The organism is Antarctobacter sp., from assembly GCF_048262615.1.
Taxonomy (GTDB): domain Bacteria; phylum Pseudomonadota; class Alphaproteobacteria; order Rhodobacterales; family Rhodobacteraceae; genus Antarctobacter.
On sequence record NZ_JBLXFB010000007.1, the window covers coordinates 214,824 to 226,663 of the forward strand.

The following is an 11,840-nucleotide window of genomic DNA, read 5'->3' on the forward strand; positions in this document are numbered from 1 at the left end:
TTACAGAACCGCTCTCCGCCCCCCCTGAAATCGCACCTTCCAGCGCTGGAAGGTTCACGCCCCCGACACGCCCCCTGACGCCCCCGTGATGCACAGGCCCGTGAATGGTCCGGGGACGTGTCTCGGGTCACTGTGGTGTCACCGCAGGGCAGATCGGCCCTCGGACAAGTTTCAAACTCAGAAACCCGGAGGAACTTCCATATGTCCACCACTCTCAAGACCGCCGCCCTCGTAGGCATCGTCGCCGCTGCCGTGTCCGCCTCGGGCGTACAGGCCATGGATCAGGAAAAATGCTACGGCGTCAGCCTCGCCGGTGAAAACGACTGCGCCGCTGGCCCCGGCACCACCTGCGCCGGGACATCCAAGGTCGACTATCAGGGCAACGCCTGGACCCTGGTCGACGCAGGCGCCTGCGCCGAAATCGACCTGCCCGACGGCCGCATGGGTATGACCGCCGCCGCGCTTGAGGAAAAGGGCTTTGAAGGCATCAAGCGCGACCTGCCCGAAGGACTGGCCGAAGAGGTTCAGGCCAAGTATTACGACCCGTCGATGATGTCCGACAGCTGATCGCCAAGCTCTGACATACCGGGATGGGCCCCCGTGGGCCCATCCCCACCCCACCGCAACCGCGAAAGCCCCATGTTCGATACATCCAGCTCCCTCCCCCCCCTGCCCGGTGTCGGCTACAAGCCGCAGCACTATGCGGCCATCCTGAACGATCCCGCCCCGGTGGGCTGGTTCGAGGTGCATGCCGAGAACTACATGGGCGATGGCGGCAGGCCGCTGGCGCAACTGCGCGCGCTGGCTGAACGCTTTGCGATCTCCGTCCACGGGGTCGGCCTGTCGATCGGCGGCCCCGACCGGCTGGACCGCGACCATCTGGCCCGCCTCAAACATCTGGTCGGCTGGTTGAACCCGGCCAGCTTTTCCGAACATCTGGCCTGGTCGACCCATGACAGCCATTTCCTGAACGACCTGCTGCCGCTGCCCTATACACCTGCCACGCTGGACCGCATCTGCGATCACGTCGATGAGGTGCAAGAGGCGCTGGGACGGCGGATGCTGCTGGAAAACCCGTCCAGCTATCTGGCCTTTGCCGAAAGCACGATGTCCGAGACCGATTTCCTGCGCGACATCGCCCGCCGCACCGGCTGCGGCCTGCTGCTGGACGTCAACAATGTCTTTGTCTCGGCGGTGAACCTTGGCTATAGCCCGCAGGAGTATATCGCCGCCTTCCCGATGGCGGCGGTCGGCGAGATCCATATGGCCGGCCACGACGAGGACGAGGACGATTTTGGCGCGCCGCTGCTGATCGACAGCCACGGGCGCGAGGTGGCCGAGCCGGTCTGGGCGCTGCTGGACCGGGTGCTGGACCTGACCGGCCCGCGCCCGGTGTTGATCGAATGGGACACCGACGTGCCCGACTGGCCGGTTCTGGCGGCAGAGGCAGAGCGCGCGCAAGTGGCGCTGTCGCGGGGGGCGCTGCCCCCGTCTCCCTGCGGGAGCCTCCCCCGGGTGTATTTGGACAGAGAAGAAACCGGGAGGGTGCGCGGATGACCGGGGCCAGCGCATCCGAAGTGGCGTTTCGCAGCGGGTTGCTGCGCGCCGAAGTGGCGATCCCCGGCGGGTTGACCGATGGCGCGGGCCGACCCGCCGGGCGGCGCTATGACGTCTATCGCAACAATATCGCGGTGGCGCTGCGCGAGGCGCTGGAGGCGGGCTTTCCGGCGGTGGTCAGGCTGATCGGGCCGGAAAATTTTGCCCGCGCGGCGGGGATGTTTCTGCGCGCTCAGCCGCCGGTCTCGCCGTTGATGATGTTATATGGCGCGGGGTTTCCGGCCTTCCTTGAGGGGATCGAGGCGCTGCGCGGCATCGGCTATCTGGGCGATGTGGCGCGGCTGGAACTGGCGCTGCGCCGCAGCTATCACGCGGCGGACGCGCCCGCGTTCGATGCCGGGCGGCTGGCCACCCTTGACGAGGCCGCGCTGAATGCGGCGCGGCTGGTGCTGGCCCCGTCTGTTCAGGTGCTGCGGTCGCGCTGGCCGGTTCTGTCGGTCTACCGTTTCACCATGATGCCGGATCAGCCCAAGCCGCAGGCCCGCGGAGAAGATGTGCTGATCACCCGCGCAGAGTTCGACCCGGCCCCGCATCTTTTGCCGCAAGGCGGTGCCGCCTTTGTCGATGCGCTGGCGCGCGGCCTGCCCTTTGGCGCGGCGGTTGCGGCCGCCGGGGCCGAGTTCGACCTTTCCGCGACCCTGACGCTGTTGTTGCAGCAGGGCGCGCTTTCCGACCTTCTGCCGGCCTGAGGAGACCCGCCATGGACCGCCTTCTTTCCCTGCATCACGCGATCTTTGCCCCCGTCGAGCGGCTGGGCGATCACCTGATCCCGCTACTGGCGCGGCTGGTCTTTGCCGCCACCCTGCTGCGCTATTACTGGAACTCTGCCGGGACCAAGGTCTGGGACCGCAAGGGTGAGGAAGGTCTGTTTGACTTTTTCACTCTGGAATCCGGCACTTATGCGCAGATGTTCCCCAAGGCCTTTGAGGCGGCGGGCTATAATCCGGCCAAGTTGGGGTTTGGCTATGACATCGTCGCCTATGCCGGCACCTATGCGGAATGGCTGCTGCCCTTGCTGATTATCCTGGGACTGTTCACGCGGCTGGCGGCGCTGGGGATGATCGGCTTTGTCGTGGTGCAGACCTTTGTCGACGTGACCGGCCATGGCGCGGCATTGGGTCGGCTGTTCGACACCGGCTATGGGCTGATCGACGAGCGGGTGTTGTGGATCTTCGGTCTGGGCATTCTGGTGATCCGGGGCGCCGGGGCGGTGTCGCTTGACCGGGTGTTGGGTCTGAACCCGGCACCGCGCGCCCTTGCCGCCTGAACAGGCGGTCATCGGCAGGCGCAGGCCCGCCCCGGCCGCTCAGAAATGCGCCTTGGGTTCATCCGGCTTGCCCGCGGCCAGCGCCAGCACCCCGGCCAGACCGGCAAAGGCAATCGGGAACATGGTGAAGACGTTGAACCCGAAGGCATGGTACATCGCCGCCGCCGAGGCCAGCAGCAGGATGCCGCCCCAGAGCGCCCGCGCCTTGGCCATGGCCCCGCCCGCGATCGCCAAGAGCGGCCCGAGGATCGAGACGGTCCGCACCGTCGCCGGATCGTCGAACATGCCGAACATCTCTTCGACCTCGCCCACGTTCTTGACCAGTTCGGTGTAGCCGAAGCCGAAAAATCCGACGATCATGCCGATCACACCGGCGATGATCCCAAGGGTCAGGGCCGCGTTTCTCATGCCCCGCCCCCCTGCCCGGCTGTGTCCTGTCCGGTCACGCCCAGCGCCGTCTGCGCCGGTTTGTCCCAGCCCAGCACCATCCGCGCGCCATCGACCACCAAGGGCCGTTTCATCACCGTCGGATGCCGGGCAATCAGCGTGGCGGGCGCCAGCGACCGCGCCGCGTCATCCAGCCCGCGCCATGTCGTTGACCGGGTGTTGAGCAATTTTTCGCCGAACTGCGCCAGCGCGTCTTCCAGCACGTCGCCGGGCAGCCCCGCGTCGCGGACATCCACAAAAGCCGCCCCCGGCAAGGCCTTGCGCGCCTTGCGGCAGGTGTCGCAGGTCTTCAGTCCGTAGATGATCATGCACAATTCCTTGGCAGTTTGTCGCAGTAGGCGGTGAGATAGGCCAACTTTCCGTGAATTACGAGGGCAGGACTCTTGTATTTCGCCCATCCACGCTAATCTCGGCTTCGTGACCTTTGGCGATCATCTGTCGATCCCGCCCGCTGTCGGTGTGCGTGGTCCACAGCGCTGAACGCCGGATGTGACCGTCCCGGTCAATCTGTCGGGATGTATGGACAGACTGAGATAGGAGCACGGGGATTATGCCAACCGGCACCGTGAAGTGGTTCAACACCACAAAGGGATTTGGGTTCATCGCACCGGACGAAGGGGGCAAAGACGTCTTTGTCCATATTTCGGCGGTGGAAAGGTCCGGGCTGACCGGGCTGGCGGACAATCAGAAGATCAGTTTCGAACTGCGCGAAGGCCGCGACGGACGCTCGATGGCGGCGGACCTGAAACTTCTCTGATCCGCGCGGGTTTTTCCCGGCGTCGATGCCTTGATCCCGGCCCTTTGGCCGGACCGTCTGACGGGCGCGCCATGCGCGAGGCGGCCGCGCTGGCCCGTGGTTTCAGGGATTTGCGATAAATCCAACGGACTCGGTGCTTTGCCGCCGGGGGGCTGGCCTGTATCCTGACGGCAGGGCCGCATTCCGCACTGGCCCGCCCCGGAGGCATTTATGCCGGTCAAGTGGATCACCTATGCCGCCATCCTTGGCACCGTTGCGCTCTTGGTGGCGGGGGTCAGCACCCTGCCCCCCCTGACCGAAGGCGGATTGCCCCGCAGCGGTCCGCCGCCCTATGGCGCGGCCTCGGCCCCCGCAGACCCGGAGGCGTTTTGCCGGGCCACACTGGAGGGGGTCAATTGCGCCTGCTTTGCCCAAAAGGCCGGTGAGGTCATGAGCGCGCCGCACAAGCCGGTTCAGGGTCTGGCCTATGCCAACCGCTGGGATCTGGCCCGCGCGCAGGCGGGCGAAAGCTGCTGATCACGCGTTCTGCAAGCGCCGCGCCTCTTCGCCCGCCAGCCGGATCAGCAATGTCATATAGGATTTCTCAAGGTCTTCGGTCCGCACCGCCGCATACAGCCTGCGGGTCAGCCCCTGTTCCGTCAGCGGCCGCGTCACGTAGTCCGAGCTGTATTTGACCTCGCGCACCACCCAGTCCGGCAGCACCGACACCCCCCGGTTCGAGGCGACCAGCAACAGGATCACCGCCGTCAATTCGACCTGACGGATCGCCGCCGGTTCCACCTTGGCCGGGGTCAGAAGCTGGCTGAAAATATCCAGCCGCGACCGTTCCACCGGATAGGTGATCAGCGTCTGTCCGCGAAAATCCTCTGCCTCGACAAATGCCTTGTCCGCCAGCGGGTGCGAGGATGAGGCGACAAAAACCGGGCTGTAGTCAAACAGCGGCACAAAGGTCACGCCCGCCAGATCCTCGGGGTCGGAGGAGATCACCACATCCACCTCTTCCTTCATCAGCGCGGGCAGCGCGTCAAAGGCAAGACCGGGGCGGATGTCCACGTCCACATCGCCGAATTTCTTGCGGAACCCTTCCAGCACCGGGAACAGCCATTCGAAACAGGCGTGGCATTCGATGGCGATGTGCAACCGCCCCGCCTTGCCCGAGCGCAACCCCTCAAACTCTTCCTGCAAGGCCTCGACCTGCGGCAGGACCTGTTCCGCCAGTCGCAGCAGACGCTTGCCCGCCGCCGACAGCTTCATCGGTTTCGAGCGCCTCACAAACAGCTCTACCCCCGCCTGATCCTCCAGCCCCTTGATCTGGTGGCTCAGTGCCGACTGGGTGATATTCAACTGCTCTGCCGCGCGCGCCACGCCGCCCGCGTCGTGAATGGCCTTGATGGTCCGGAGGTGCCGGAATTCGATGTGCATGGGAAACCCCGCGTCCGCCTCATGTTGATCTTGAGATTTATGAGTTTGTCTCACAATGCTGCATGTGCGACAAGGGTGGCAACTCAACACAGGACTTATGCATCATGCAGCGCCCCGCGATCTCATTCGAATTCTTCCCGCCGAAAAACATCGAGGCCACCTTTCGCCTCTGGGACGCGGTGCAGGTTCTGGCCCCGCTGGCCCCGCGCTTTGTCTCTGTGACCTACGGCGCGGGCGGCACCACGCGCGACCTGACCCGCGATGTGGTCGCCACCCTGCACAAACATTCCGGCCTGCGCACCGCCGCGCATCTGACCTGCGTGAACGCCACCCGCGCGGAAACGCTGGCGATTGCCGACGCCTTTGCCGAGGCCGGTGTGACCGACATCGTGTCCCTGCGCGGCGACCCGCCCAAAGGCTCCAACGGGTTTGAACCCCACCCCGAAGGCTTTGCCAATTCCATCGAGTTGATCGAGGCGCTGGCCGAAACCGGCAAGTTCACCCAGCGCGTCGGCGCCTACCCCGACCCGCACCCCGAGGCCGCCAGCCAGCAGGCCAGCATCGAGTGGCTCAAGCGCAAGCTGGACGCCGGTGCGACAGAGGCGCTGACCCAGTTCTTCTTTGAGGCGGACACGTTTTTCCGCTTCCGCGACGACTGCGCCAAGGCGGGCATCGACACCGCGAAACTGGTGCCGGGCATCCTGCCGATCGAAAACTGGAACGGCGCGCGCCGCTTTGCCGAAAGCTGCGGCACCTATATCCCGGCGTGGGTCTCGGACGCGTTTGAAAAGGCCCAGCGCGACGGCCGCGAGGATCTGCTGGCCACCGCGATCTGCTCGGAACTCTGCACCAACCTGATCGAGGGCGGCGTGGACAAGCTGCACTTCTACACCCTGAACCGTCCGGAACTGACCCGCGATGTCTGTTTCGCGCTGGGTGTCACACCCGAAGTCAGCCTCGAACAGGTCGCGTAAAACGCCCTTCTGCTGACAGAAACGGCCCCGGATCGCTCCGAGGCCGTTTTGTCGTTTGGGGCCGCGCCACACCGGGCAGAGCCACCCGCCCCGGACCTGATCCGGGGCCTCACCCTCTGCGCTATCGGAACATCGGCGGCCGGGCGTCCATCCAGACGCCCTGATCCTTGCCGCTTTGCGCCACGGCAAACACCGCCGCCATCGACCGCAGCCCATCCTCGGCGCGCGGGTACAGATCCGCCGCCGGGTCCATATCGCGCCCCTCCTTGCGGGCGCGGATCGCCTCGGCCAGATCGGAATAGATATTGGCAAAGGCCAGCGGCATCCCTTCGGCATGGCCCATTGTCACCCGGCTGGCGCGGTCCGCCTCGGGCGACAGACCCGGCCCGCCGCGCTCCATCACCTCCAGCCGACCGCCCAAAGGCATCCAGTACAGTTGGTTCGGCTGCTCCTGCGCCCAGCGCAGCCCGCCCTTTTCGCCAAAGACCTGCAAGGTCAGCCCGTGCTGTCGCCCAAGCGCAATGCTTGAGGTCCACAGCCGCCCCGCTGCCCCGCCGTCAAACCGCAGGTTCACCTGCGCGTCATCCTCCAGCACCCGGCTTTCGATACAGGACACCGTGTCCGCCGACAGCCGCTCCAGCTCTTGACCAATCACAAAGCTGGCCATGTGCAGCGCGTGAATGCCGCAATCGGCGAATTGCGCCGAGACCCCCGCCTGCGCCGGATCATAGCGCCAGCGCACCCGCGGGTTGTCCGCGTCCGCCGCATCGGCGTGATGGCCGTGGGCGAACTCCGCCACCACCATCCGCACCCGGCCCAGATCACCGCGCGCCACCATCGCCCGCATGTGCCGCACCAGCGCATAGCCGGAGTAGCCGTAGTTGACCGCACAGATGCGCCCGGTTTCCCGCGCAAGGCCAACAATCTCCTCCCCCTCTTCGACGGTCATGGTCATCGGCTTTTCGCACAGCACATGAAACCCCGCCTCCAGATAGGCGCGCGTGATCTCGAAATGGGTGGCATTGGGCGTCGCCACCGTCACCAGATCAATCCGGTCGTCGCGGCCCTGCTCGCCCTCCAGCATCTCGCGCCAGTCGCCATAGGCGCGGTCGGCAGCCAGCCCCAGCCGCTGACCATAGGCGCGCCCCGCCTCGGGCCGATGATCCAGCGCGCCAGCGACAAAGTCGAACGCCCCGTCCAGCCCCGCGCCCAGCCGGTGCGCCGGTCCGATCTGGCTGCCCTCGCCGCCGCCGATCATGCCCCAGTTTAGTTTTGCCATACTCTCTCCTCCCGCACATCCTGTGCATGCTCTGTGCATGCGATGTGCATGTGTTGTGCCTGCTCAGAAATCGCTGACCCGCGCCCATCCGCCGGTCGCCGCAGAGGCCCGCGCCGCCGCGATCACCCGGTGCACCTCGACCCCGTCGGCGAATGTCGGCCAGACCGCGCGGCCTTCGTCGATGGCGGTCAGGAAATCCTTTGCCTCGATGATGATCTGGTCCTGATAGCCGGTGCCATGACCGGGACCAAGGCAGAAGGGCTGGTAATCCGGATGCGCCGGGCCGGTCAGCACCTTGGTGAATCCCGCCCGCTCTTCCGGGGCCTCGCCATCACAGACCCAGAGCGCGTTCTGATCCTCCTGATCGAACCGCAGCGCGCCCTTTTCCCCAGTCACTTCATAGGCATAGCCCATCTTCTTGCCGGTCGCGACGCGGCTGGCGAACAGATGCCCGCTCGCCCCGCTGGCAAACCGCAGGGTCAGCAAAACCTGATCGTCATTGGTCACGGTGACGCCATTGCGCTCGGGGAATACCGTCTCGATCACCGCAAAGACCTGCGCAATTGGCCCGCCAAGTGCCAGCGCCGCGTTGATCGGATGCGGCGCCAAATCCCCCAGACAGCCGTTCGCCTCCCCCTGCGAGCGCCACGGCGGCAGGATCGAGGTCAGGTGGAAATCCTCTGTATGCTCAATGCGCAGATGGTGGACACGGCCCAATTCTCCTCGTGAAATCAAGGCTCTGGCAAATTGAGTTGCAGGTGTGCGGCTGTAATTATACGCCACCGAATGCGCCACACCGGCGCGCTCCGCCGCCGCCAACATCGCCCGCGCCTCTGCCGCGTCCAGCCCCATAGGCTTTTCGCACAACACCGGCTTGCCAGCGTCAAACGCCGCCGTTGCGATCTCAAGATGCGTCGCCTGCGGCGAGGCGATCACCACCGCCTCCACCTCGGGATCGTCGACCAAGGCCCGCCAGTCGCGCGCGCCCCGCTCAAACCCGTAGGCCTCGGCATAGCGCGCGCCACTTTCCGGCGACGACCCGGCAATCGCCACCAATCGCGGCTTCAGCCGCGTCTCGAACACCGTGCCCACGGCGGCAAAGGCGGCGGAATGCGCCTTGCCCATATAGCCGCCGCCGACAATGCCTATCCCGATCCGGGCCATGTCCTGTCCTCCCTGTTAGCGCCAGACAACCCTTGCGCCCGCGCCGACAGGGAACAAGACCTATTTCGGCGCGCGCTTCACCAGACCCAGCTTTTCTCTCACCGCTGAGGGACTTATCACCTTCGCCCCCATGTTCTCGACGATGCCCACCGCCCGCTCGACCAGTTGCGCATTGGTCGCCAGCACGCCCTTGTCCAACCACAGGTTGTCCTCCAGCCCGACCCGGACATTGCCCCCCGCCAGCACGCTTGCCGCCACATAGGCCATCTGGTTGCGGCCCAGTCCGAAGGCGCTGAAACACCAGTCGTCCGGCACATTGTTGACCATCGCCATAAAGGTGTTCAGGTCGTCCGGCGCGCCCCAAGGCACGCCCATGCACAGTTGCACCAGCGCGGGGCCCTCCAAAACGCCCTCCTTGACCAGTTTCTTGGCGAACCACAGGTGGCCGGTGTCAAAGGCCTCGATCTCGGGTTTGACGCCCAGCGCCGTCATCCGAGCGCCCATGTCGCGCAGCATGCCGGGCGTATTGGTCATGACGTAATCGGCCTCGGCAAAGTTCATCGTGCCGCAATCCAGCGTACAGATCTCCGGCAGGCACTCGGCGATATGGGCCACGCGTTCCGCCGCGCCGATCATGTCGGTGCCAGAGGCGCTCACCGGGAACGGTGCATCGGTCGACCCAAAGGTGATGTCGCCGCCCATGCCCGCCGTCAGGTTCAGCACCACGTCCACCTCCGCCGCGCGGATGCGCTCCGTCACCTCGCGGTAATAGGCCAGATCGCGCGAGGGCGCGCCGCTTTCCGGATCGCGCACGTGGCAATGCACCACCGCCGCGCCCGCCTTGGCGGCGTCAATCGCGCTCTCGGCGATCTGCTGCGGGGAACGCGGCACATGCGGACTGCGGTCCTGCGTGCCGCCCGATCCGGTCACCGCGCAGGTGATAAAAACCTCTTTGTTCATCTCAAGCGGCATCTTCGCCTCCCTCTGTTCCAATGTCCCGCAAACGGATCAACGCATCCGCCGCCACCGCCCGGTCAGGCGTGCACAGCAGCGGGTTGATCTCCACTTCCTCGATCCGGTCGGCATGGGCCTCGACCAAAGCCTGCATCGCCAGAACCGCCCCGGCAATGGCGTCCATGTCCGCCGCCGCCGCCCCGCGATACCCCGCCAGCACAGGCGCAATCCGCAGCCGTCCCAAAGCCTCACACACCTCCGCCGCTGTCACCGGCAACAACAGGCTCTGAGTATCGCCCAGAATCTCGGTCCAGACGCCGCCCGCCCCCAGCGTCAACACAAAGCCATGCGCCGGGTCGCGCACCACTCCGACCAGCAGTTCGACCACCGCGCCGACAATCATCTCCTCAACCAGATAGCCAGAGGCCCCCATCGCCTCCGCCGCCCGCCGCACGTCCTCCGCCGAAACCAGGTTCAAACGCACCGCCCCGGCCTCACTCTTGTGGGCAAACCCCTCACCCTTCAGCACCACCGGAAAGCCGATCCGCGCCGCCGCCTCCCCCGCCGCCACAGGCGTCAAAGCCCGCGCGACCCCCGGCACAGGCATCGCCGCCCGCGCCAAAGCCTGCTTTGCGACACCCTCACTCAACACGCCACCTTGCGCTTCTTCTGTCCGAAAATATCCCGGGGGAGGCGCCGCAGGCGACGGGGGCAGCGCCCCCTCCGCGCTCTCCAGCAACACCGGCGCCGGGGCGCAGTCCCGCCCCAGAAACGCCGCCGCCGCCACCGCCTCCAAGGCCGAGGGCACATCGCACAGCGGCACGATCCCCAAGCCCACCAACCGCGCCGCCACCTCCTCCGGCAGGGTCTCGACCAAGCTCGACAGGATCGCCATCGGCACCGGCCCGCGCAGCCCGTTCAAGGCCTCGATCACCAGATCCCAATCCGCCGCCGAACAGCGGTCGCCGCGTGGAAAATCCAGCACGACCACCCCAAGACCCAGATCCTCACCCCGCATCATCGCGCCGAAACAGGCGCGCATCGCGGCCACGTCACCCCAGATATAGGTGTGATAATCCAACGGGTTGGCCAGCGCCACCTTTGACCCCAGCGCCGCGCGCAACCCCTCACGCTGCATTGTCCCCAACGGCGGAAACACCACATCATACGTCAGCCCGCTGTCCGCCATCAGGCTCGCCTCACCGCCGGAACAGGACGCCGACACCACCCGGTTCGACCGCAAAGGCCCGGCCACATGCAGGATCTTCAACACCTCCAGCAGCGCCGACAGCGACGAAACCTGCGCCACCCCGATCCGCCGCAAAAACGCCCGCGCACCCGCATCGCTGCCGGTCAGCGACGCGGTGTGCGACACCGCCGCCGCATTGGCCTGCTCGGACGCGCCCAGTTTCAGCGCCACAATCCGCTTGCCCAGCGCCCGCGCCCGCGCCGCCAGCGCCTCAAAGCCCCGGACATCCTTGATGCCTTCGATATACAGCCCCAATGCGGTGATGCGCGGATCTTCCAGCAGCGCCATGCCCAGCGCGCTCAGATCCACCTGCGCCTGATTGCCCACCGTGCCCAGAAACCCGATCGGCAGGCCGCGCTTTTGCATGGTCAGGTTCAGCGCCACGTTCGAGCTTTGCGACAGGATCGCCACCCCCCGCGCCACCGGCACCAGCCCATGCTGGTCCGGCCACAGGGCCACCCGGTCCAAGGCGTTCAGAAACCCGTAACAGTTCGGCCCCAGCACCGGCATTTCCCCCGCCGCCGCCAGCAAAGCCGCCTGCAAATCCGCCCCGTCCGCCAGTTCCGCCTGCGCCTCGGCAAAGCCGGAGGCAAAGCAGATCGCCCCGCCCGCGCCCATTGCCGACAGGGCCGCCACCGCCTCGACCGTGGCACTGCGGTTGATGCCGATATAAACCGCGTCCGGCACGCCGGGCAGGTCCTCGATCCGGG

At 66.2% G+C, this 11,840-nt stretch carries 14 protein-coding genes; 7 read left to right on the plus strand and 7 right to left on the minus strand.

Annotated features, from left to right (window positions below; all coding sequences use genetic code 11):
* The first annotated feature begins 201 nt into the window (after positions 1–201).
* The 4 genes from ACN0S5_RS10440 (at position 202) to ACN0S5_RS10455 (ending at position 2,884) form a co-directional block, all read left to right on the plus strand.
* Positions 202–567, plus strand: a complete 366-nt coding sequence (locus ACN0S5_RS10440; protein WP_417208116.1) for a DUF2282 domain-containing protein — start codon at positions 202–204, stop codon at positions 565–567.
* A 72-nt stretch (positions 568–639) separates the two neighbouring features.
* Complete coding sequence (locus ACN0S5_RS10445) at positions 640–1,557, plus strand: DUF692 domain-containing protein (protein ID WP_417208117.1); 918 nt, start codon at positions 640–642, stop codon at positions 1,555–1,557.
* Positions 1,554–2,306, plus strand: coding sequence for a putative DNA-binding domain-containing protein (locus tag ACN0S5_RS10450; RefSeq protein ID WP_417208118.1), 753 nt, complete (start codon positions 1,554–1,556; stop codon positions 2,304–2,306). Before ACN0S5_RS10445 ends, ACN0S5_RS10450 begins: the two co-directional genes overlap by 4 nt.
* A gap of 11 nt (positions 2,307–2,317) precedes the next feature.
* Positions 2,318–2,884 (plus strand): DoxX family membrane protein, encoded by a 567-nt coding sequence (locus ACN0S5_RS10455; protein ID WP_417208119.1) that lies wholly within the window; start codon positions 2,318–2,320, stop codon positions 2,882–2,884.
* Between the two features lie 39 nt (positions 2,885–2,923).
* On the opposite strand, the gene ACN0S5_RS10460 is transcribed toward ACN0S5_RS10455, so the two are convergent.
* Together ACN0S5_RS10460 and ACN0S5_RS10465 are read right to left on the minus strand one after the other, a co-directional pair.
* Entirely contained in the window at positions 2,924–3,292 is a 369-nt protein-coding gene (locus ACN0S5_RS10460; protein WP_417208120.1) for a hypothetical protein, read from the minus strand.
* Complete coding sequence (locus ACN0S5_RS10465; RefSeq protein ID WP_417208121.1) at positions 3,289–3,639, minus strand: arsenate reductase family protein; 351 nt, start codon at positions 3,637–3,639, stop codon at positions 3,289–3,291. The genes ACN0S5_RS10460 and ACN0S5_RS10465 overlap by 4 nt, the downstream gene beginning before the upstream one ends.
* A gap of 242 nt (positions 3,640–3,881) precedes the next feature.
* Between ACN0S5_RS10465 and ACN0S5_RS10470 the strand changes: the two genes are divergently transcribed.
* Positions 3,882–4,088 carry a cold-shock protein gene (locus ACN0S5_RS10470; protein ID WP_417208122.1) on the plus strand — a complete coding sequence of 69 codons (207 nt, stop codon included), beginning with the start codon at positions 3,882–3,884 and terminating at the stop codon, positions 4,086–4,088.
* A gap of 210 nt (positions 4,089–4,298) precedes the next feature.
* On the plus strand, positions 4,299–4,604 hold the full coding sequence (locus ACN0S5_RS10475) for a hypothetical protein (RefSeq protein WP_417208123.1): 306 nt from the start codon (positions 4,299–4,301) through the stop codon (positions 4,602–4,604).
* On the opposite strand, the gene ACN0S5_RS10480 is transcribed toward ACN0S5_RS10475, so the two are convergent.
* Positions 4,605–5,510 (minus strand): LysR family transcriptional regulator, encoded by a 906-nt coding sequence (locus tag ACN0S5_RS10480; RefSeq protein WP_417208124.1) that lies wholly within the window; start codon positions 5,508–5,510, stop codon positions 4,605–4,607. It abuts the gene before it with no gap.
* Between the two features lie 104 nt (positions 5,511–5,614).
* Here ACN0S5_RS10480 and ACN0S5_RS10485 point away from each other — a divergent pair, with 104 nt between their 5' ends.
* Positions 5,615–6,484, plus strand: coding sequence for a methylenetetrahydrofolate reductase (locus ACN0S5_RS10485; RefSeq protein WP_417208125.1), 870 nt, complete (start codon positions 5,615–5,617; stop codon positions 6,482–6,484).
* A gap of 121 nt (positions 6,485–6,605) precedes the next feature.
* On the opposite strand, the gene ACN0S5_RS10490 is transcribed toward ACN0S5_RS10485, so the two are convergent.
* From ACN0S5_RS10490 to ACN0S5_RS10505, 4 genes are all read right to left on the minus strand, one after another.
* Positions 6,606–7,763 (minus strand): Gfo/Idh/MocA family protein, encoded by a 1,158-nt coding sequence (locus tag ACN0S5_RS10490; RefSeq protein ID WP_417208126.1) that lies wholly within the window; start codon positions 7,761–7,763, stop codon positions 6,606–6,608.
* A 63-nt stretch (positions 7,764–7,826) separates the two neighbouring features.
* Positions 7,827–8,927 carry a Gfo/Idh/MocA family oxidoreductase gene (locus tag ACN0S5_RS10495; protein WP_417208127.1) on the minus strand — a complete coding sequence of 367 codons (1,101 nt, stop codon included), beginning with the start codon at positions 8,925–8,927 and terminating at the stop codon, positions 7,827–7,829.
* A gap of 60 nt (positions 8,928–8,987) precedes the next feature.
* Positions 8,988–9,899, minus strand: a complete 912-nt coding sequence (locus tag ACN0S5_RS10500) for a 3-keto-5-aminohexanoate cleavage protein (RefSeq protein ID WP_417208128.1) — start codon at positions 9,897–9,899, stop codon at positions 8,988–8,990.
* The coding region (locus tag ACN0S5_RS10505) for an acetate--CoA ligase family protein (protein WP_417208129.1) at positions 9,889–11,840 on the minus strand (1,952 nt) is incomplete at its 5' end. The genes ACN0S5_RS10500 and ACN0S5_RS10505, both read right to left, overlap by 11 nt.

Bases quoted from the DNA above. Each gene is read 5' to 3' on its own strand.
- ACN0S5_RS10460 (WP_417208120.1), bottom strand. From the start codon at position 3,292: ATGAGAAACGCGGCCCTGACCCTTGGGATCATCGCCGGTGTGATCGGC.
- ACN0S5_RS10485 (WP_417208125.1), top strand. From the start codon at position 5,615: ATGCAGCGCCCCGCGATCTCATTCGAATTCTTCCCGCCGAAAAACATC.
- ACN0S5_RS10465 (WP_417208121.1), bottom strand. From the start codon at position 3,639: ATGATCATCTACGGACTGAAGACCTGCGACACCTGCCGCAAGGCGCGC.
- ACN0S5_RS10500 (WP_417208128.1), bottom strand. From the start codon at position 9,899: ATGCCGCTTGAGATGAACAAAGAGGTTTTTATCACCTGCGCGGTGACC.
- ACN0S5_RS10490 (WP_417208126.1), bottom strand. From the start codon at position 7,763: ATGGCAAAACTAAACTGGGGCATGATCGGCGGCGGCGAGGGCAGCCAG.
- ACN0S5_RS10470 (WP_417208122.1), top strand. From the start codon at position 3,882: ATGCCAACCGGCACCGTGAAGTGGTTCAACACCACAAAGGGATTTGGG.
- ACN0S5_RS10475 (WP_417208123.1), top strand. From the start codon at position 4,299: ATGCCGGTCAAGTGGATCACCTATGCCGCCATCCTTGGCACCGTTGCG.
- ACN0S5_RS10445 (WP_417208117.1), top strand. From the start codon at position 640: ATGTTCGATACATCCAGCTCCCTCCCCCCCCTGCCCGGTGTCGGCTAC.
- ACN0S5_RS10480 (WP_417208124.1), bottom strand. From the start codon at position 5,510: ATGCACATCGAATTCCGGCACCTCCGGACCATCAAGGCCATTCACGAC.
- ACN0S5_RS10450 (WP_417208118.1), top strand. From the start codon at position 1,554: ATGACCGGGGCCAGCGCATCCGAAGTGGCGTTTCGCAGCGGGTTGCTG.
- ACN0S5_RS10495 (WP_417208127.1), bottom strand. From the start codon at position 8,927: ATGGCCCGGATCGGGATAGGCATTGTCGGCGGCGGCTATATGGGCAAG.
- ACN0S5_RS10455 (WP_417208119.1), top strand. From the start codon at position 2,318: ATGGACCGCCTTCTTTCCCTGCATCACGCGATCTTTGCCCCCGTCGAG.
- ACN0S5_RS10440 (WP_417208116.1), top strand. From the start codon at position 202: ATGTCCACCACTCTCAAGACCGCCGCCCTCGTAGGCATCGTCGCCGCT.